Raw genomic sequence first — 20,787 nt, forward strand, 5'->3', positions numbered from 1 at the left:
TTTCGACTTAGGACTTATTTTTCAAATCTTCAATCAATTTATCTACACTTTCGGTAGTTAAGTTTTCGTAGAAAGTATATTCCGGGCTAATTTGCAATACCGGTCCATAACCACAGGCGGCTAAACATTCAACCCCTCTAAAGCTGAATAAACCATCGGCAGTAACTTCACCTTCTTTAACACCCAACTTATTTTCCAGGTGACTTAATATTTTTTCGGCACCAACCAGGCAACATGGGCCAGTACGGCAAACCTCTAAGGCATACTTACCTTGTGGTTTTAAAAAGTACATGGTATAAAACGTGGCCACCTCGTAAACTTCAATCGGCTGAATGTTTAAATATTCAGCAACCTGGTCCATAGCTGAAGTAGGCACCCAAAGAAACTCAGCCTGTACCAAATGCAAAAGTGGTAGCAAAGCTGATTTGCTCTTATCTGCCGGATAACGGCTTTTTATATCATCAAACTTGGCCAGCAATTCTGATGAAAACACTACAGGTGTTTGTTCTTCTACTTTAAGCATCTAATTCTCCTGCAATAATATTCATACTACTCATGTTGATAATGGCGTCAGACAATAACATGCCTTCGCTCATCGGTGCAAACATCTGGTAGTTTATAAAACTTGGTCTGCGGAAGTGTAAACGGTATGGTGTGCGGCCTCCATCGTTAATCAGATAAAATCCCAATTCACCATTTCCGCCTTCTACAGCGTGATAAACTTCTGCTTTTGGCGCATCAATCTCACCCATCACAATTTTGAAGTGATAAATTAATGCTTCCATATTGTTGTAAACTTCTTGCTTCGGAGGAAGGTAAAATTCAGGAACATCGGCATGGAAAATACCTTTTGGCTCAGTTTTTAGCTTCACAATTGCCTGTTCGATAATGCGGACACTTTGCCACATCTCTTCATTGCGTACCAGATACCTATCATAAATATCGCCACTGGTACCAACTGGCACTTCAAAGTCAAAATCCTGATATGAAGAATATGGATCGCTTATACGCACATCATAATCTACGCCGGTTGCACGCAATAATGGACCCGTCCAACTGTATTCTAGAGCAGTTTCTTTAGTTACTTCTGCAACGCCTGCCGTTCTATCAATAAAAATACGGTTACGTGTTAACAGATTTTCGAACTCTTTTAGTGCTTTAGGAAATTCTTTTAAAAACTTATCGATTTTGGCAAATGCGATATCATTAAAATCTCTTTCAAAACCACCTATGCGTCCAATGTTTGTGGTTAAACGTGCGCCACATACTTCTTCAAAGATTTCGTAGATATGCTCACGAAACTGAAAAAGATATAGGAAAGTGGTGGTAGCTCCTGTATCCTGACCAATAATTGTATTACAAATAATGTGATCGGCAATACGCGAAAGCTCCATAATGATTACCCGAAGATAATCTACACGTTTCGGCATCTGAATATTTAGCAACTTTTCCACCGTCATGTGCCAGCCCATGTTATTGATAGGCGAAGAACAGTAGTTTAAACGATCGGTAAGTGGTGTAATCTGATAAAATGGGCGATGCTCGGCAATCTTTTCGAATGCACGGTGTATATACCCAATAGTAGAAACGCCGCTTACAATACGTTCGCCGTCTAACTGCAAAACATTTTGAAAAACGCCGTGGGTTGCAGGGTGTGTTGGCCCTAAGTTTAGGGTTACCAGCTCACTTTGCGGGTCGTTATCTGTAAATACCGGATGGTTATGATTCATAGTTTACCTTCCAAAAAATTCATCTTTTTTATCTACCCTATTCGGATCTTCTAATGGATATTGCTTCAGCATCGGGTGAACACCTAAATCATCCATATTTAAAATACGGCGTAAATCAGGGTGGCCTTCAAATTTAACCCCGAACAGATCGTAAGTTTCACGCTCCATCCAATTTGCACCTTTCCAAACGGTTGTTGCTGTAGGGATAGTTGGATTTTGTTCTGAAATAAATACTTTAATCCTGACCCTCACTTTTTTTACCATGTTATGCAAGTGGTAAACCACCGCTATACCATGATCTTTACCAGGGTAATGAACTGCAGTAATATCTGTTAGAAAATTGAATTTTAATTCTTCTTTAAGATGCGAAAGCACATTTACGATCACATCTTTATAAGTTACAAAAGTTAATAAACCATAAGGCTCAGAAACAGCAGTAACTTTTTCGCCAAACTTTTCAGTCAGCTTAACGTGGATATCGTTATTTAGTGTCGTTTCTTCCATTATTTAATGCCGTATTGACCTAAAAGTTCTTTGTAATAATCAGAATTTCTTCTTCTTCCTGATTCGTTCTTCACTAAATCCTGAATACGCTGGAAACCATCTAAAATAGCTTCTGGTCTTGGCGGGCATCCCGGAACGTAAACATCTACCGGAATCACTTCATCAATACCCTGCAACACGGAATAAGTATCGAAAATACCACCACTACTGGCGCAGGCACCAACTGCCATTACCCAGCGGGGCTCTGCCATCTGTATATAAACCTGCTTTAATACCGGGGCCATCTTTTTAGCAATGGTACCCATAACCATTAAAACATCGGCCTGGCGGGGAGAAAAGCTTAAGCGTTCGGCACCAAAACGACCTAGATCGTAATGAGAACCCATGGTTGCCATAAACTCGATCCCACAACAAGAAGTTGCGAAAGGTAAAGGCCATAATGAATTTGAGCGGGCCAAACCAATCACTTTATCAATAGAAGTGGCAAAAAAGCCAGATCCTTCTATTCCTGGAGGCGCATCAACTATATTAATTTCACTCATGTTTATAAACAAAAAATGCTCATCCCTTTGCAGAATGAGCAACAAATTTACAATATTTTAAAGGCAAACAAGCGAGCTTTACTTGATTTAGAACCTTTCTAAATAAAAAAGCTGCCATGAGTTAGTGTACGCGATACACATCCAGTTTTAAGTGTACAATTTATAGTTTACAGTTTAATACCATGTGGCACTAACTACTAATTGCGAACTAAAAACTGTAAACTGAATTAGTTCCAATCTAAAACCTTTTTCTTGATTACGTAAATGAAACCTAGCAATAATGTACCCATGAAAATGAACATTTCAATCATTCCATCCATCCTCAATGCACGGAAATTAACTGCCCAAGGATACATAAAAATAACCTCTACATCGAATAATACAAAGAGTATGGCCACTACGAAATATTTGATAGAGAAAGGCTGGCGGGCATTACCCACTGATTTTATACCTGCTTCGAAAGTTTCTAACTTATCACTCGTTTTGCGTTTTGGACCTAAAAAGTGGGTAGCAACCAGTGTGGTTACCACAAAACCTAAAGCAACAATTACCTGAAATATAATTGGTAAAAAATCTATAGCCGAACTTTGCGCTTGCATAATTTCTGTTTTTGTGATGCAAAAGTAAAAGAAAAAGGCAGAGTAACCAAACTCTGCCTTTTCTAAATTATTTAACTTATTAATTATTTGCCTTTACCTTTTGCTTTTGAAGCACTTGCAGGCGACTGCAGTTCTTTAAGTTTGGCAGCAGCAAAAGGACCTTGAGGATCTAATGCTATACTTTTGTTTAAAAAGTCGATAGCTTTTGCCTTATCCTTATCAGCATAATAAGCACCTAGGTAATCGTAAGATTCAACAAGATTTGTTTTATTAGCGGCTTGTTCTTCTGGCTTAACTAAGCTGATATATTTTTCGAAGAATGGAATAGAAGCATATTTAGGATTTGCTTTATCTTCTAAAAGGTTAGCAATCCTTGCTCTTGTAAAATAACCTAATGCAAATTCAGGAGAAACTTTATTTAAGTGGCTCAATGCTGAATCGGCTTCAACTAATGCAGCAGTATTTAAAGGCTTTTTATCTTTTTGTGCAAAATATCCTTCCAAGAATCTGGTTTGGCCAATATAATAGTAATTGGTTAATGAACCTTTACCATTTGGATTATATTTAGTCGCTAAAGTATAAATTTCAGCTGCCTTACCATATTTCTTCGCTTTGTACAAAGCTAAACCAGCCTCAGCTAACGCATCAGCATTAGTTGAATCAATTTTAGCTGCTTCAATAATGTTGTTTACACCTAAACTATCTTGACCAGCTTTTAACTGAGCTTTACCTAAATAAAGGTAATCATTACCTAAAATTTTAGATTTATCTTTTTCTTTGGCAAAAAATTCAGTTAAGCTGGTTAATGCCTGAGGATAGTTGCCATTTTCATAAGCCGCCCAACCTTTCATCCTTGCAACAACGTTACCCTTAGGATCATTAGCCGGAACCTGTAAAGAAGATGCCACTTGCTCTAGTGTTTTAAAATCTTTTGCATAAAACAAGAATTGAGCATAACGCAATTGAGACTCTAAAGATTTATCGGTTAAATCCATGTATTTTTTATAATTCTCGATTGCCTTAGCTGCTTTTTCTTTATCAACACCAAAGCTACTCCATTGTAAGTATAATTCACCTAACTCACGGTAAGCCGGACCATAATTTGGATCAGCTGTAATTACATCTTGCAACTCTTTTTCTCCTTCAGGAAAAGCCCTTGATTCTTTATACATTTTACCGATTTGCGTTTTAGCTCTTCTGTTGTTCGGATCAACATCATTTACACGCATGTATGGGCCCAACGCTTCAGAATTCTTCTTTTGCAAAGCATAAGCATCGCCTTGTGCCAAGAAAACTTCTGCATCCTTATCTTTAGCATCCAACTCATCAGCTTTGTTAATATTAGCTAAAGCATTGGTAAAGTCAGGCTTTGATACATCATCACTTGGTTTATCCTGTGCTAAATAAGCTTTACCGATATACAAATAAGTTTTGTAATCTTTAGAAGCTAATGCTATAGCCTTGTCAAAATTAGTTTTTGCAGATGTTGCATCATTAGATAATAGATCCGCTTCTCCTAAACCAATTAAGTTTAAGTTATTTTTAGGATCAGCAGTAACACCTTTATTAAATACGGCTCTAGCTGAATCGATATAACCCGTTTTTAAGTAAACTAAACCAAGATTATAATAATTCTCACCATCTGAAGCTTTTGAACTCACCAGCGATTTAAGCATTGATGATGCTTTTTGATACTGCTCCGCGTCGATGGCTTTTTTCGCGTCATTTAAATTTTGAGCAAAAACTGCAGAACCCATCAACACCAAACCTACATTTAAGGTTATTGCTTTCTTTAAAATTTTCATAGTTCTTTATTGTTTTTTAATGGTAATGAAACTTACATAATCATGCGGGCTTCATCTGATATTCTGTTTTTTATTTAATAAAAATGAAGTGTTCCTTTTGGGTTTACTTCGTGGTTCAATTTATAATTTTTAATTTAATTTCCTTTGGTCAGGTTGATTTGTCTTGGCATTAATTTATGTGGGCCAAGTCCAGATTTAAGTACAATCAATTGTCCCCTCTGACTTCTTAACCACGTTGCAAATCCTGTGCCTAAACCATCTCTTCCTTCGCAATCAATAATATTTATATTTCTCAAGAAAGGATAGACACCATTAATTAAGTTATCCTGAGTTGGTTTATAGAACTGATCATCACCCACCTTACCTTCTACGTTCTTTACACCCAATACCTTTATTTGAGAAAGGTATCCGCTCATTTCTGCATCTTTGCCCGTGATCCAATTCACGCCCAAAATACCAATAAAATTTTTATCTTCTGCAATAAGCTTAATTACTTCTTTGCTAGAATTTTTTGAGTAAACACCTGTAGCAGGAAATTGTTTAATATTGGCCAACGCTTTAAAATACTGAAAGGTACTTGAATAAGCATTATCAAAGACCAATTTTTTGTCTGATTTCTTCCCCTGTAAGATGTTGATTACCTCTTTAACGTTAATGGTACTATCTATATTGCTCTTATTGGTAATTAAAGCAATGCCATCAACAGCGAAACGCGAAGTATTGATTTTAATACCGCGTTGATTGTAATACTTTTCTTCTGCTTTGGTTAATAACCTTGGCAAAACAATTACCCTTACGCTATCATTCAGGAATGCAGGTAATAACTTTTCTTCAGGTTTAACTGTAGTCTGAAACTTGGCATCGGGATAATCTAAACTAAAAATATCGATCTGATCCTGAACAATCGGTCCAACACTTTCATCAACCAATATTTTTAAGGTACCACTCGTTCTGGTCTCTTTAACAACAACTGCTTTGTTTTTACGCTTGCAGGATAAGAGTAAAGCGAGCACACAAAATATTAAAAGGAAATTTTTCATTTAAATGATTAGTCGCGCCTACCAAGGCTTAAAAGTCTTACAAAAGCATAAATAATGAGGAATATACCAATTGTAATACGTCCCCATTGCGGGATAGCACTTAAACGAAGTGCAATAGGTTTATAAAATATAAATGCGCAACCCAGTATCACATAAAAGACAAACATGATTAGGCCTAAAATGAGCAAAAACCGCTGTTTAGGCGATTTTTGCTTAAAGATATCGAAATTTAACATTTACGATTAGTTCAATGTAAAGTTAACGTTGATGTTATATTTTACCCTTACCGGCTTACCATTCTGGATACCTGGGTTCCAGCGTGGACTAGCTTTCAATACACGGATGGCTTCTTCATCAGTTCCGCTACCCAAACCACGGGTAACAGTGATATCAGTTAATTTACCATCTTTTTCCACAACGAAAGATAAAAAAACTTTACCCTGAACGTTGTTTTCCTGTGCCATTGGCGGGTACTTTATGGCTTTACCTAAGTAGCCATAAAATTTAGCGATACCTCCTGGGAACTCTGGTTGTTTCTCGATACTCACAAAGTCATAAACTTTATTGTCATCAACCGCAACAGCAGCTTCTCTTTTTGGTCCTTCCCCTACCGGTTCAGCGATATTAATCTCTGCCGTTGGATCACCTTTGATATCCCTCTGACCTGGATCAGCTTCCTTTAGTTTTTCAACTGTAGGTGGTTCATCTCTAACCTCGATATCAGGTTTTACAATTGGAGGTGGCATTTTCACCTGGTCAACCTTTGGCGGCGGTGGCTCTACCGGTGGCGGTGGAGGTGTTTCCGGGTTTACCGGTGGTGGTGGAGCTAAAATAACTTCCTGTGCTTTTACCTGGTCTTCCTGTTGATCCATTGAGCCTTTGATCAGACTAAAGATCTTTGGAGAGAAAAATAAAATAAGGAAGATAACAGATCCAATAATTAAGGCTCTTGTGGTATTAGCACCATTGGTTTTACGCAATTGGTACGCACCGTAGCTTTTGTTTTTATCAGCAAAAACCACTTCAAGCCATTCTTTTCTGAATATATCTAACTTCGACATAAAATTGGTTTTATTGATTATAAAATTCCCTTTTCTTTCATGAACTGCTTCTCATTTTCAAGGATGTTATCATCATCAATCTGACGAACCTTTACTTTAAGAATTTCCAACTCGTCCATAATATCAACGAAGTTCTGAAAGGTAGAACCTGCTGTTGGTTTTACAAGTACAACAAAGTCACCTGCAACACCCGAAGCATCGGCTGCTTTTCTATTTTTAACAATAGCATCTTCGATCTGTGAAGCTGATTCGATTGTTGGTGCGCTTGCGCCAGCTACTCCCATGTACCAAGCTACTTTATTGTTTTTACCCAATAAAATGGTCATCGTTTTACTCGCTTTCAGCTCTAATCTATTTTCAGGTAACTTCTCGTTTTTATCTGGTTTTGCAATATCCATCGCCTGTGGCGTAGAGATTACTGTTGTTAAGATAAAGAAAGTTACCAAAAGAAACATTAGATCCACCATCGGGGTCATATCAACCCTTGGCGTGGCTTTCTTCCCGCCCGTGTTTAATTCTGCCATTTCTTATTTCTTCTTTTTAGCTTCAGAATTAGTTACCAACAAAAATTTGTTTACACTTTGTTTCTGAAGTACATCAATAATCTTTTTCACAACTGGATACTCTTCTTTAGCATCGCCTTTGATACTGATACGCATATCCTGATTGTTGATCTCTTTTGTAGCCTTACGTGCATTCAGCACCCAAGCATTTAATTGATTGTCGGTTGAATCAGAAGGAATACCTGGCTGAATACCTGGCTTCATACGGTCGCCCGCATTCATCGCAATTAACTGCTTTAAGCTTTGAATAGGAACACCGAAGCTTCCGATTCCTGAGAATCTAACCACTTCTTCAGGTGTAAATTTTACACCATATTGTTCGCCCATCAGCTGCAATGTTTTTTCTCTCACTTTATTACCTGCTACCTCGAAGAATACCTTTCCTTGTCCGATTGTTAAAATCGCATTGTTTTCTACCGGCACCTTAAACTCATATGTAGATGAGGGTGTAGAAACAGCTAGGGGTTCTGGTTGTCTTGCCGTAGCGGTTAAAATGAAGAACGTAAGTAACAATGCCGCCACATCGCACATTGCGGTCATGTCTGTTACTGTACTTGTCCTTTTTACTTTAATTCTAGGCATAATTTTTTTTACTAGTTTTAATAATGATGATCTTTTTTCCGGTTTTCCATAAAGCCGGTAAAAATTTTTTCAAAATTCTTATTTATGCGAACTAGCGTATGTTTGAACGATGCTGAAACCAGCCTCATCGATTGCGTAAGTTAACTTATCGATTTTAGATGTTAAGATATTGTACATAATGATCGCCAAAGTTGATACCGAGATACCTGTCATGGTGTTGATCAAGGCCTCAGAGATACCTACCGCTAATGCTGCCTGATCTGGAGCACCAGAGTTTGCTAAACCGGCGAATGCACGGATCATACCTGTTACTGTACCCAATAAACCGATCAAAGTACCGATTGATACCAAAGTAGCAATAATAGTTAAGTTTTGCTCTAACATTGGCATTTCTAAAGCTGTAGCCTCTTCAACTTCTTTTTGGATAGCAACGATAGATTGCTCAACATCCATGTTGGTATCAGCTTCAACTTCGCTGTATTTTTTCAAACCAGATTTAATTACGTTAGCAACTGAACCTTGTTGTTTATCACATTCTGCTTTAGCTGCTTCGATATTACCTGAGTTTAATAAACCTTTTACTTTAATAATAAAAGAATCTAAGCTTGATTTACCACTTGCTTTACCAATAACAATTAAACGCTCGATAGAGAAAACGATTGTTGTTAATAATAAACCGATCAAAACGGCAACAATAGGACCTCCTTTGTAAGCTGTACCTGGGTAATTGTTAGGTAATGGTAAGTTTTCGTTGTTGTTATCGATAAAGTTTGACGGATCTCCCAATACATATTTCCAAATCACGAATCCGATAACGATACAAATAGGAATAACTAATGTTGCGAAAACATTTGAAGCACTAGAAGAGCTCTCTTTTTTAACAGTTGCTGGTTTTGGTGCGTTTGCCATTTTTTTTGAATTTTTAGTTTTAGTTCTTGTTTTTAATTTTAGCTGTTTTTTTCTTTTTGTAATACACTCAACGTTTCTTATCCGAAATTGTTGCGAAAAACAAATTTATAAATTGATTTTAAATTACAAATTAATAAATCAATAAACTATTAAATCGTTACTTAAAATTTAGTTTCGGTAACTACCTAGGGTGTATAACAAAAAAATTGCCCCAGCCGAGGCAATTCTTTCACAATAAAAACTAAAAAAAACTCCAATTGCAAATTTTTCGTTCAAAAAATGCATTTTAAAGCACATTTAACATAATTTTAACGCCTCGTGTCTGCTTTTTGGCACTTTTGTCAGTTCGAACTGCCTGAAATTCTCTGTAAAGGCATTAGACAGTTCATATGCTTTTAAAAAATATTCTTCCTGGTTGCTCCATGTTTTAGAAGGGTCTAAAATTTCATCAGGCACGCCGGGGCAAGTTAATGGCATCATTAATTTAAACACGTGGTGCTGTTTATATTTATTATGATCTAAATCTCCGTTTAATGCTGCTGAAATCATTGCTCTGGTATAACTTAATTTCATCCTTTTACCTACACCATAAGCACCTCCGCTCCAACCCGTATTCACTAACCACACATTTACCTGGTGTTTTTCCATCTTCTCTCCCAACAACGCAGCATATTTAGATGGGTGTAGCGGTAAAAAAGCCTTCCCAAAGCAAGCTGAAAAAGTTAATTGAGGCTCTGTTATCCCGGTTTCTGTTCCTGCAACTTTTGCAGTATAACCGCTCATAAAGTGGAACATGGCCTGTTCTACATTTAACTTCGAAATAGGAGGTAATACGCCAAACGCATCTGCAGTTAAGAAAAAGATGTTTTTCGGAACAGCCCCTATTGATGGTAGAATGGCATTATCAATATAATCTATTGGATAAGCTACACGCGTATTTTCTGTTTTGCTGATGTTACTATAATCTACCTCTCGCGTACCCGGAAAAAAATTAACGTTCTCTAATAGTGAACCAAATTTAACTGCTTTAAAAATCTGAGGTTCTTTTTCTTCGGTTAAATCTACACATTTAGCATAGCAACCGCCTTCAAAGTTAAATACCGAATCTTCTCCCCAGCCATGTTCATCATCGCCAATTAATGCTCTTTCCGGATCGGCTGACAAAGTAGTTTTTCCGGTTCCAGACAAGCCGAAGAATATAGCGGTGTCTCCATTTTTACCCCTATTGGCTGAGCAATGCATGGATAAAGTATGATGATATACGGGCAAAATAAAATTTAAAACAGAAAAAATTCCTTTTTTTATTTCGCCTGTATAGCCTGTTCCGCCAATCAAAATCATCTTTTTGGTGAAATTGATAATGGAAAAGTTTTGTTGCCTGGTTCCATCTACCGCTGGCTCAGCCAAAAAACCTGGCGCAGCAAGAATGGTCCATTCTGGTGTTAAAGCCAAGTGATCTTCTGCAGGGCGAATAAACAAATGATGAGCAAAAAGATTCTGATAAGCGGTTTCGGTAATGACCCTGATGGACACGGAGTAATCCGGGTGGGCACAGGCGGAAGAATCGCGGACATAGATTTTCTTATCTTCAAGGTAATTTGTTAGCTTATAAAATAACTGATCGAATTTTTCAGAAGAGATTTTAATGTTCACATCCCCCCACCAAACCTGATCTTCGGTGATGGTGTCGCATACAATAAAACGATCTTTTGGAGAACGTCCGGTAAACTTTCCGGTATCAACCGCAAGCGCACCTGAAGCGGCCAACATACCTTCTTTATTTAATAATGCTTCATCAATCAACTCTTTTGGAGACAACTGGTACTTTACAGCAATGTTCTCGCCTAGATTTAAATAGCTTAAATCTGGCGTTTGCAGTTTCTTTTTGCTCATAACAATAAGTTAGTTAGTGGAGCAAAGGTAAAGACTTATATTGCACAAAAACGAGTTTTAAAACATAATTTTTTACATATTGTAGCAAATACACTATGATTTAATTAACTCAATATCATATAATTAAGTCATAATTTTAAACATAAAAAAAATTAAAAATATACACTAAGTAAAATCTATAAATTGTTTTAGTTAGATTAAATTCTTCTGAGCACATACATACTTATAAGAAATTATAGAAGTCATACCATTTATATTAAAACATCAACTGACCACCCCGCCCTACACCCCCCTCTAAAAAAGGGGAATAATTAGGCGCTGGAAAAACAAGCAGCTTAAATAGTAGCACCAACCCGCATTAAATAAACCTGATAAAAGCGGCAGCTCCCGATCGCACAAACAACAAAACCGCACTACCACGGGACTATAGCGGTTAGCAGGGCTGCAATTTCCAAAGAACTACTGAAACATCTTTTCTAATAATTAAAATTTACTGATCAACCACCCTGCCCTACGGGCACCCTCCGAAAAGATCGGAGCAGACTCTCCAAAGGATGGGAATAATATGGCTATTTCATTTACTTAAACGTTTTAATAGAAATTTCGAAATAAAATTGAAAAAACATTTGCATTTTAAAAAAATAATCTTCTACTTTACGGTGTACAAAGTACACGAAGACAAGATGAATTTTAACACTTCAATTATTACAACGATTATTATTACCACCGGTATAAACCAGCGGGGCTAATTTGTTGTAAATTGAAAAAACATAAAACACAGAGCGCGTCCCGATGAAAGTCGGGACGCTTTTTTTTTAAACCATGCTGAATGAAACCTGTACAAACGAGCATTTTAAATTACAGAGCAGTACAGGAACAAACAGTTAAACCTCATTAAACAAATGAAAGTACTCAAATTCGGCGGCACATCCGTAGGTTCGGCCGAGAACATTAAAACGCTCTTACGCCTGGTTGGCGAAGAAAAACAGAAGAATAGCCCGGTAGTTGTATTATCGGCAATGAGTGGTGTAACCAATTTGCTCACCGATATGGCTGAAATGGCTGAACGGGGTGAAGATTACGACGCACATTTAAAAGAAATAGAAGCAAAACACTTTGCTGTAATCCGCGCTCTTTTGCCTGCGGCAGCACAAAACCCGGTGTTTACCCGCTTAAAAATTTTTTTTAACGAGTTAGAAGATCTGCTACAGGCTGTAACCAATCTGCGCGAGCTAAGTTTACAAACCAAAGATCAGATTTTGAGTTATGGTGAGCGCTGTTCTACCTTTATGATCAGCCATATTGCCTCAAAAAACATTGGCGATTCGCTTTATGTAAATGGATCTGACCTGATTAAAACCGACAGCAATTTCGGACAGGCAAAGGTTGATACTGAACTGACCGAGCTACTGATCAACAATTTCTATCAGGAGAATAAAGACAAAGTACTTTTTGTAACTGGCTTTATAGCCAGCAATGCTGCTGGTAGGATGACTACTTTGGGCCGTGGTGGTTCTGATTATACCGCAGCGGTTTGGGGTGCTGCATTGAACGCAGAAGAAATAGAGATATGGACAGATGTAAACGGTATGATGACCGCTGATCCCCGTATGGTTAAAAAGGCTTTCTCGTTACCTGAATTAAGCTATACTGAAGCTATGGAACTGAGTTATTTTGGGGCGAAAGTCATCTACCCGCCAACAATGATCCCTGCTTTCATGAAAAAGATTCCGATTGTAATTAAAAACACTTTCGAGCCTGATTTCGCGGGAACTTATATCAAAAGCGATGTAAAAACTTCAAATTTACCCATCAAAGGAATTTCTTCTATTGATCACATCAGCATTATCAACCTTACCGGAAGTGGTATGGTGGGTAAAGCAGGCTTTAGCGGAAGGCTATTTTCACTGCTTTCGCGCGAACAGATCAATGTGGTATTGATTACGCAATCTTCATCAGAACACAGCATTACTTTCGCCGTTAAACCAACAGATGCTTCGCAGGCCATTTCCCTGATTAAAAAAGAATTCGAGCTGGAACTGGATGCTAAAAAACTGGAATTACCGGAAGTTGAAAATAACCTTGCCGTTTTGGCCATTGTTGGCGAAAACATGAAACGCACCCCAGGCATGAGCGGACGCTTGTTCAGCGCATTAGGCCGTAATGGTATCAACGTAAGAGCAATCGCCCAAGGTTCTTCAGAATACAACATCTCAGTAATCATCAGCAAGGATGATTTGTCGAAAGCAGTAAATGCAGTGCACGATGCTTTTTTTACCGACCTGAAAAGAACATTGAATGTTTTCTGTTTGGGTACGGGAAACATCGGCAAAACCTTATTTAACCAGTTAAAAGAGCAGATGCCTTTCCTCGCAGCCAATAACGATCTGCAAGTGAAAGTAACAGGCATCAGCAATACACGCAAAATGATATTTAATGCCGATGGACTTTCTTTAGAAAATTGGGAAACAGAATTGAATACAGCTGGTGAACAAGCAGATTTAGCAGGTTTTGTTGCCAAAATGAAAGCCCTAAACTTACCAAACTGTGTTTTTGTAGATAACACAGCAGCTGAACAGCCTATTGAATTTTACCAGGGCATATTTGAAAGTAGCATTTCGGTGGTAACCTGTAACAAAAAAGGGAACTCGGCAGATTATGCACAGTATAAATCATTCAAAGATACCGCCCGTAAATTCGGAGTTGATTTTTATTACGAAACCAATGTTGGTGCAGGCCTACCGATTATCCGTACACTACGCGAGCTGATGATGAGTGGCGATAAGGTAGCCCGGATTGAAGCCATTTTATCAGGAACCATCTCTTACATCTTCAATAACTTTAAAGGCGATGCTGGCTTTTACGAAACAGTAAAGGAAGCACAGGAACTGGGCTATACTGAACCAGATCCTCGCGACGACTTAAATGGAAAAGATTTTATGCGTAAGATGTTGATCCTGGCACGCGATGCAGGTTATCCATTAGAAGCCAGCGATGTGAAAATCGATAACATTTTACCTGAAGCCTGTTTAAATGCAAATTCTGTAGAGGATTTCTATTCTGAATTGCAAGCGAACGCTGCTTATTTCGAAAATCTAAAGAATACTGCAGCCAATGAAGGAAAGGTTTTACGCTATATCGGTAAACTGGAAGATGGCAATGTAGAAATCAGCCTGCAGATGGTAGATGACAGTCACCCTTTTTATATGCTATCGGGAAGCGATAATATTATCTCTTTTACAACAGATCGTTACAAAACCCGCCCATTGGTAGTTAAAGGGCCAGGAGCTGGTGCTGAAGTTACCGCTGCCGGAGTTTTTGCCGATATCATTAACGTAGGTACATTGAGCAGATAGATTAAAGCCAAAAGATTTAAGCAGTTAAACTAAAAAGAAAGCCATTAGATACAAGGTTTTATTCTTGATATCGTAGGCACTTGATAAGAAATAATGAAAAATAGTATAAAAATTTTCGCTCCGGCAACCGTTGCAAACGTAGTTTGTGGTTTCGATGTACTGGGTTTCGCCGTAAACGAACCTGGTGATGAAGTTGAAATGCGATTCACCGATACGCCTGGTGTGGTGATCAAAAAAATTACCGGCGATGATGGCCGCCTGCCTCTAGATGCCGCTAAAAATACAGTTAGTGCCAGCGTTCAGCATTACCTGCAGCATATTAACCGTTTAGATGTTGGTGTAGAAATTGAACTGCACAAAAAAATGCCTATTGGTAGTGGACTGGGATCGAGCTCAGCCAGTACCGTAGCAGGTTTGTTCGCCATTAATAAATTAATGGGCGATTTATTAACACCTACTGAATTAGTTCCCTTTGCGATGAAAGGTGAAGAACTTGCCTGTGGTTACGGCCATGCGGATAATGTTGCGCCAGCTTTGTTAGGTGGTTTTGTATTGGTAAGAAGTTACGAACCATTGGATGTAATTTCTTTACCTACTCCCGCAGGCATGTATGCTGCAATTGTTTACCCAGAGGTAGATGTACCTACTAAAGATGCCCGCCAAATGATTCGCAGTAAAGTGGCATTAAAAGATGCGGTTACGCAATGGGGAAATGTTGCAGGTTTGGTGAGCGGATTGTTCATGAATGATTTTGATTTAATTGGAAGAAGCATGAAAGACGTTCTGGTAGAACCAACACGCTCGATTTTGATCCCAGGTTTTGAAGAAATGAGAAAACTGGCGATGGAAAGTGGTGCAATCGGCTTCGGAATATCAGGTTCTGGCCCATCTGTTTTCGCATTGACCAAAGACGAAGAAACGGCTAGAAAAATAACCAAATCGCAACAACAACATTTACATAAAATAAATATTAACAGCAAAGCTTTTGTTTCTCCGGTGAACGCCGAAGGACCAAAAGTAATTTCTTAAGGCTAGAAGGTAGAGGGTTTAAAGGTGGAGGGCTAAGCGTCTAAAACCTTCCAACCCTCAACCTTTCAACCCTACAACCTCATTAAAAATGAAACTATACTCAACCAACAATAAAGATTTACGTGTTTCTTTTAAAGAAGCCGTTTTTAACAGCATGCCACAGGATAAGGGCTTATATATGCCTGTTGAAATACCACAGCTTGATGCCGAATTCATTCAAAATATTGAGCAATATTCTTTACCAGAAATTGCTTATAAAGTAGCTTCAACACTACTAGAGGATGAAATTCCGGCTGAAGATTTAAAGGCTTTAATTGATGATGCGATTAATTTTGATGCACCAGCTGTTAAATTGGATGACAAAACCTTTGTTTTAGAACTCTTCCATGGCCCCTCTTTGGCTTTTAAAGATTTTGGCGCCCGTTTTATGAGCCGCGTAATGGCTTATTTTTTAAAAGATGGCGAGCAGCTGCTGGATGTTCTGGTGGCAACTTCGGGCGATACCGGCGGTGCAGTAGCATTAGGTTTTTTAGGCGTGCCCAATACGAGAGTAACCATCCTTTATCCGGAAGGAAAAGTAAGTCCGATACAAGAATTACAGTTAACAACCAACGGTGAAAACATTAGGGCTATTGAAGTAAAAGGAACATTTGATGATTGCCAGACCTTGGTAAAACAGGCTTTTGCTGATGATGAACTGAATGCGAAATTCAGGTTAACTTCTGCAAATTCGATCAATATCTCCCGATTGATTCCACAAACATTTTACTATTTTAACACTTATGCCCAACTTAAAAAGCAAGGGCTTAAGGATGTGGTATTTTCTGTTCCGAGTGGAAATTTTGGAAATATTGGTGCAGGCTTATTGGCTTACAAACTCGGATTACCGGTTAAACAGTTTATAGCCGCTACCAATGTTAATGATACCGTACCACGCTTTTTAGAAAGTGGTGTTTATGAAACCAGGCCTTCAACCCAAACCTATTCTAATGCCATGGATGTTGGCGCACCAAGCAACTGGATCCGCATTATGGATCTTTTTGATCAGGACATAGCAGCGGTTAAAAAAGTGGTTACTTCTTACCGTTTTACAGATGAAGAGACATTAGAAGGCATTAAAGAACTTGACAATAAACTGAACTACGTAGCCTGTCCGCATACAGCGATTGCATATTTAGCAGTTGAAAAATACAGAATTGAAAACCCATCTGATGAAAGCGCAGCTGTTTTCTTATCTACCGCACATGCCTGTAAATTTCCAGATATTTTCCCTGCGCGTATTGCCGCTAAAATCGAGATCCCTGAACAGGTTAAAACTTTAGAAAGCAGACCTAAACATGCAGACCAATTAGGTGTTGATTTTGACGGGTTTAAGGCTTATTTGCTTAAAGGATAGTGTTAGTCGGGATTTGTAATCCCGACTTTTGAACTAAGGATTTGTAATCCTTTAACCAGATTCCAAATTTGGAATACACTAGGTTCGGATTATAAATCCAGTCCAATACAAAACTTGGACTAAAGATTTGTAATCCTTATCATTACAGGCAAATAGGTATTGATAATGGCTTTCAAATATTCCATAACTGATCAAAACGACATTTACTTCATCACTACGACAGTAGTTGGATGGATTGATGTTTTTACACGGAAAGAACTTGCAGAAGTTATTATTGAAAGTCTTAAATACTGTCAATCTAATAAGGGATTAATTATTTATGCATGGTGTTTAATGCCAAGCCACTTACATATGATAGTTAGTGCTGAAGAAAATTATAACCTTTCGGACATTATCAGGGATTTCAAAAAATTCACCTCTAAAAAGATAATAAAAACGATTGGAGAAATTAATGAAAGTAGAGAATGGCTCTTAGATAAGTTTTCATTTGCTGCCCGAATTAATATCAAAAACAAAGAATATAAATTTTGGCAGGATGGCTTCCATCCAATTGCTTTGTATTCAAATGAATTTAAAGATCAAAAATTAGATTACATTCATAATAATCCCATTGAGTCGGGAATTGTTTCGGAAGCAGAACATTACAAGTATAGTTCGGCTATAAGCTATGCTGGTGGTTTAGGATTATTGGTGGTTGTTTATTTATGATTAGAAATTATATGGCCGGATTACAAATCTGAAAAAACACCGGAAGTTAGTCTGGATTTGCAATCTCGTCCTTTGAACTAAGGATTCTCTCAAATTACCTTAAACCAGATTACAAATCTGAAGTACAACCGATCAGGATTACAAATCCTGACCAACAAAAAGCAATTTAAAAGTTATTTTTTAAAGGGTAATAATTAGATTGATCGTCATTTCGAGCGGAGTGCAACGAAGCCGAGAACCAAAAAGTGCTCAGCGAAGCTAAATCTGTCTAGAGATAGATCTCTCCCTTCCGCTGCGCTACAGTCGAGATGACGATTTATAAAAATGCAAATCCATTCCAATTTCTGACCTATCTCTAAAGTTAGCCGGGATTTGTAATCCTTAATCAAAAAAGTCATACAACACAAAGGTCCGGACTATAAATCCGGACCAACTTGAAAATATTTATTTAATTAACAGAAGCGAAAGCTGTAGAAGTAATGCTAACATTATTAAATGTTGCGCTTCCTGAACTGGTGGTGATCGCCTGTCCATTGAATCTAAAAGTGCGTGAGCCTGGGGCCGCAGTATAAATAATAATAGTATAAGTGCCAGCCGTAAGCGGACCATATGACCCGCCACTTGGTCCAAAATAAGCACTAATAGGCGTAGGTCCGTATAAGTAAATGGATCCGTTATCACCAGTTCCATTACCTAAATTTAAACCAATGCTAAAAAATTTACTGGCGTTAATTTCAGCCCTGGTATTTTGCAAAGGTAATACAGCCAGCACTGTACAAAACAGGAATAATTGAATAAGCTTTTTCATAAGAATTGGGTTTTAATGTAGATTTATATTGGTTAGTTATATAAAAATAAAAAATTAAGCATTAAGTAGGATCATATTTGTAAAAATAAAATAATCAGGGCATTACATCCGTTAGTACAATCCAAACTAGACTTTTTTAGGAATTAAGCTTAACCAGATTATAGGTCTGGAGAACTGTAGGAAAAGATAGGTCCGGATTACAAATCCGGACCAACTAAGATTTTCATCGGGATCTGTTATTATTTAGCACCTTGCGATTTTAGCATTTTTAGCTCATGCTTTAAAGCTTCGATCTGTTGCTGTTGCTCCTTTATGCTGGCTACCAAAAGCGGAACTAAACGCTCATAGTCCACCTTGGTAATGGTAGCACTTCTAAAAGCATTTTTACCTGAGCTGTAATCTTTGGATTGTACCGAAACAATATTTGGAACGGCTGCTTTTGCATCAGTACCTACAAAACCATATTGCGGCCCTGCAGATAATTTTAATTTTCCGGCCCAGGCTTTGTCGTAATTAAAACTTACAGGCGCTAATTTAGTAACCTGGCTTAAAGCGTTTTCTACTGGTTTAACATTATGCTGCACTACTTCTTGTGCACTGATTTTTAAAGATGCGGCCATTAAAAGCACTGCGAATGAAATTGCTCGTTTCATATCTATTAATTATTTTGTAATTTTTGAAATAGAAAATTTGATTCTGCTTCTTGGAAACAGGAAATAAACCTAAAAAGATGTATTATATGGATGGCGGAGGTGTTAAAACCTCTGGAAAGTATGCCAGTTGGAAAGAATGATCAGGGATAATCACCTTTTTTGTACTCTGAAATGGAAAATATAACGTCGCATTAAATAAGACTTCATATACTGCAAATTCGCTTTCTATCTTCTTTTCTTCCTTTTCTGTTGCATCATCATTTGTAGACAAAAGTTCAACATTATGATCAGAATAGCTTAAATACGAAACCACATGACTTACTTTTAAGAAAAAAGCAAGTGCAATGCAGGCAATTAATATATATTTAAAACCATTAAATTTCATTGCTACAAATATAAATGCTATTCTACCAAAACAACAATTTAAGCTTAATGTTCTGTAAGAATTTGAAATATTGGGCAGATGCTATCTACAATTTAATGAAAGCAAGGAGCTTTTGTTAATAATAGTTTGAATCAGGACCTCGAGGTTTTAAATACCTGCGAGGTCTTTTTATTAAAATATAGCCTTCGCAATCTGCTTGGTCTGCTCAGGGCGTCCCATGGTATAAAAATGCAATACAGGCGCACCAAAATCGATCAGTTCTTTACATTGTTTGATCATGGCTTCCGTACCAATTTCCTTTGCCTCATTATTATTTTTAGCATGAGATAGTGCGTCCGTTAACTCATCAGGTAAATCAATGTGGAATATCTTGGGCAATACATTTAACTGCGACAAGGTGCTGATGGGCTTCAAACCTGGTATAATTGGAATATTGATATCGTTTTCCCTACACTTCTTTACAAAATCGAAATACTTCTGGTTATCGAAGAACATCTGCGTAACAATAAACTCCGCGCCTGCTTCAACCTTCTTTTTCAGATATTTAAAATCTGTACTCATATTGGGTGCTTCGAAGTGCTTTTCCGGATAACCTGCAACGCCAATACAGAAATCACTTTTAAAAGTTTCTACATCTTCGTGCAGAAATTTACCTTCGTTATGGTTCTTGATATGTTCGATTAAATCTGTAGCATAACAGTGTCCGCCGGGAGTTGGCACAAAATTCCCATCTGCCTTACGGGCATCGCCACGCAAAGCCAAAACATTATCAATCCCCAAAAACTGTAGGTCGATCAATGCATTTTCAGTTTCTTCTTTGGTAAATCCGCCGCAAATGAGGTGTGGAACGGCATCAACTTTATATTTATGAATAATAGCTGCACAAATGGCAATGGTACCCGGACGCTTACGGTAAGATACCTTTTGAAGCAAACCATTAGCCTGTTCTTTATAAATATAATCCTCGCGGAGTGAAGTTACATCAATAAAAGGCGGGTTAAATTCTAGCAACGGCTCTATAGCATCATAAATCCATTGTATACTTTGCCCCTTAATAGGTGGTAATAATTCAAAAGAGAATAGGGTTTTACCCTTTGCGTTTTTTATATGGTCTGTAATCTTCATACCTTGTTTAATTGTCCATGCTGAATGCTCATGGAGCATCTCATACATAATGGCAGTTTCTATTTTTTAACTGCAAGTCATATTCATACTTCACTTAAA

At 37.7% G+C, this 20,787-nt stretch carries 20 protein-coding genes; 4 read left to right on the plus strand and 16 right to left on the minus strand.

Annotation, left to right across the window (positions count from 1 at the left end):
- Nucleotides 1–7: 7 nt before the first annotated feature.
- The 12 genes from nuoE to pckA form a co-directional block, all read right to left on the minus strand.
- Nucleotides 8–523 (minus strand): complex I 24 kDa subunit family protein, encoded by a 516-nt coding sequence (gene nuoE, locus OQX63_RS13910; RefSeq protein WP_265851470.1) that lies wholly within the window; start codon nucleotides 521–523, stop codon nucleotides 8–10.
- A complete protein-coding gene (locus tag OQX63_RS13915) occupies nucleotides 516–1,730 on the minus strand; it encodes an NADH-quinone oxidoreductase subunit D (RefSeq protein ID WP_090504267.1) in 1,215 nt (404 codons plus the stop codon). The genes nuoE and OQX63_RS13915 overlap by 8 nt, the downstream gene beginning before the upstream one ends.
- Nucleotides 1,731–1,733: 3 nt before the next feature.
- On the minus strand, nucleotides 1,734–2,234 hold the full coding sequence (locus tag OQX63_RS13920) for an NADH-quinone oxidoreductase subunit C (RefSeq protein ID WP_265851471.1): 501 nt from the start codon (nucleotides 2,232–2,234) through the stop codon (nucleotides 1,734–1,736).
- Nucleotides 2,234–2,776, minus strand: a complete 543-nt coding sequence (locus OQX63_RS13925) for an NADH-quinone oxidoreductase subunit B (RefSeq protein WP_131533237.1) — start codon at nucleotides 2,774–2,776, stop codon at nucleotides 2,234–2,236. Before OQX63_RS13925 ends, OQX63_RS13920 begins: the two co-directional genes overlap by 1 nt.
- 227 nt (nucleotides 2,777–3,003) lie before the next feature.
- A complete protein-coding gene (locus OQX63_RS13930) occupies nucleotides 3,004–3,375 on the minus strand; it encodes an NADH-quinone oxidoreductase subunit A (protein ID WP_138819655.1) in 372 nt (123 codons plus the stop codon).
- An 83-nt stretch (nucleotides 3,376–3,458) separates the two neighbouring features.
- The gene (locus OQX63_RS13935) at nucleotides 3,459–5,180 is read right to left on the minus strand and encodes a tetratricopeptide repeat protein (RefSeq protein WP_265851472.1); all 1,722 of its coding nucleotides are present in this window, start codon (nucleotides 5,178–5,180) and stop codon (nucleotides 3,459–3,461) included.
- Nucleotides 5,181–5,314: 134 nt separating this feature from the next.
- The gene (locus OQX63_RS13940) at nucleotides 5,315–6,220 is read right to left on the minus strand and encodes a PstS family phosphate ABC transporter substrate-binding protein (protein WP_265851473.1); all 906 of its coding nucleotides are present in this window, start codon (nucleotides 6,218–6,220) and stop codon (nucleotides 5,315–5,317) included.
- 242 nt (nucleotides 6,221–6,462) lie between these two features.
- Nucleotides 6,463–7,281 (minus strand): energy transducer TonB, encoded by an 819-nt coding sequence (locus OQX63_RS13945; RefSeq protein WP_265851474.1) that lies wholly within the window; start codon nucleotides 7,279–7,281, stop codon nucleotides 6,463–6,465.
- A 17-nt stretch (nucleotides 7,282–7,298) separates the two neighbouring features.
- On the minus strand, nucleotides 7,299–7,805 hold the full coding sequence (locus tag OQX63_RS13950) for an ExbD/TolR family protein (protein ID WP_090504291.1): 507 nt from the start codon (nucleotides 7,803–7,805) through the stop codon (nucleotides 7,299–7,301).
- A 3-nt stretch (nucleotides 7,806–7,808) separates the two neighbouring features.
- Nucleotides 7,809–8,426 (minus strand): biopolymer transporter ExbD, encoded by a 618-nt coding sequence (locus OQX63_RS13955; protein ID WP_265851475.1) that lies wholly within the window; start codon nucleotides 8,424–8,426, stop codon nucleotides 7,809–7,811.
- 78 nt (nucleotides 8,427–8,504) lie between these two features.
- The gene (locus tag OQX63_RS13960; RefSeq protein WP_265851476.1) at nucleotides 8,505–9,335 is read right to left on the minus strand and encodes a MotA/TolQ/ExbB proton channel family protein; all 831 of its coding nucleotides are present in this window, start codon (nucleotides 9,333–9,335) and stop codon (nucleotides 8,505–8,507) included.
- A 297-nt stretch (nucleotides 9,336–9,632) separates the two neighbouring features.
- Nucleotides 9,633–11,228 (minus strand): phosphoenolpyruvate carboxykinase (ATP), encoded by a 1,596-nt coding sequence (pckA, locus tag OQX63_RS13965; RefSeq protein WP_265851477.1) that lies wholly within the window; start codon nucleotides 11,226–11,228, stop codon nucleotides 9,633–9,635.
- A gap of 902 nt (nucleotides 11,229–12,130) precedes the next feature.
- Here pckA and thrA point away from each other — a divergent pair.
- The 4 genes from thrA to OQX63_RS13985 all read left to right on the plus strand — a co-directional run bounded on the left by thrA (nucleotide 12,131) and on the right by OQX63_RS13985 (nucleotide 17,717).
- Nucleotides 12,131–14,584, plus strand: coding sequence for a bifunctional aspartate kinase/homoserine dehydrogenase I (gene thrA, locus OQX63_RS13970; RefSeq protein WP_265851478.1), 2,454 nt, complete (start codon nucleotides 12,131–12,133; stop codon nucleotides 14,582–14,584).
- Nucleotides 14,585–14,677: 93 nt separating this feature from the next.
- Nucleotides 14,678–15,613 carry a homoserine kinase gene (locus tag OQX63_RS13975; protein WP_265851479.1) on the plus strand — a complete coding sequence of 312 codons (936 nt, stop codon included), beginning with the start codon at nucleotides 14,678–14,680 and terminating at the stop codon, nucleotides 15,611–15,613.
- Between the two features lie 88 nt (nucleotides 15,614–15,701).
- The gene (gene thrC / locus OQX63_RS13980) at nucleotides 15,702–17,009 is read left to right on the plus strand and encodes a threonine synthase (RefSeq protein ID WP_265851480.1); all 1,308 of its coding nucleotides are present in this window, start codon (nucleotides 15,702–15,704) and stop codon (nucleotides 17,007–17,009) included.
- 165 nt (nucleotides 17,010–17,174) lie between these two features.
- Nucleotides 17,175–17,717, plus strand: coding sequence for an REP-associated tyrosine transposase (locus OQX63_RS13985; RefSeq protein WP_265851481.1), 543 nt, complete (start codon nucleotides 17,175–17,177; stop codon nucleotides 17,715–17,717).
- A 448-nt stretch (nucleotides 17,718–18,165) separates the two neighbouring features.
- Here the strand turns inward: OQX63_RS13985 and OQX63_RS13990 are convergent, their stop codons facing one another.
- From OQX63_RS13990 to metF, 4 genes are all read right to left on the minus strand, one after another.
- Nucleotides 18,166–18,525: a hypothetical protein gene (locus tag OQX63_RS13990; protein WP_265851482.1), complete on the minus strand. Its 360-nt coding sequence runs from the start codon at nucleotides 18,523–18,525 to the stop codon at nucleotides 18,166–18,168.
- A gap of 239 nt (nucleotides 18,526–18,764) precedes the next feature.
- Nucleotides 18,765–19,178, minus strand: coding sequence for a tail fiber domain-containing protein (locus tag OQX63_RS13995; protein ID WP_265851483.1), 414 nt, complete (start codon nucleotides 19,176–19,178; stop codon nucleotides 18,765–18,767).
- Between the two features lie 82 nt (nucleotides 19,179–19,260).
- The gene (locus tag OQX63_RS14000) at nucleotides 19,261–19,563 is read right to left on the minus strand and encodes a hypothetical protein (protein WP_265851484.1); all 303 of its coding nucleotides are present in this window, start codon (nucleotides 19,561–19,563) and stop codon (nucleotides 19,261–19,263) included.
- Nucleotides 19,564–19,734: 171 nt separating this feature from the next.
- Nucleotides 19,735–20,688, minus strand: a complete 954-nt coding sequence (metF, locus tag OQX63_RS14005) for a methylenetetrahydrofolate reductase [NAD(P)H] (RefSeq protein WP_090504322.1) — start codon at nucleotides 20,686–20,688, stop codon at nucleotides 19,735–19,737.
- Between the last annotated feature and the right edge of the window lie 99 nt (nucleotides 20,689–20,787).

It is taken from the genome of Pedobacter sp. PF22-3 (assembly GCF_026239555.1).
Classification (GTDB): Bacteria; Bacteroidota; Bacteroidia; order Sphingobacteriales; family Sphingobacteriaceae; genus Pedobacter.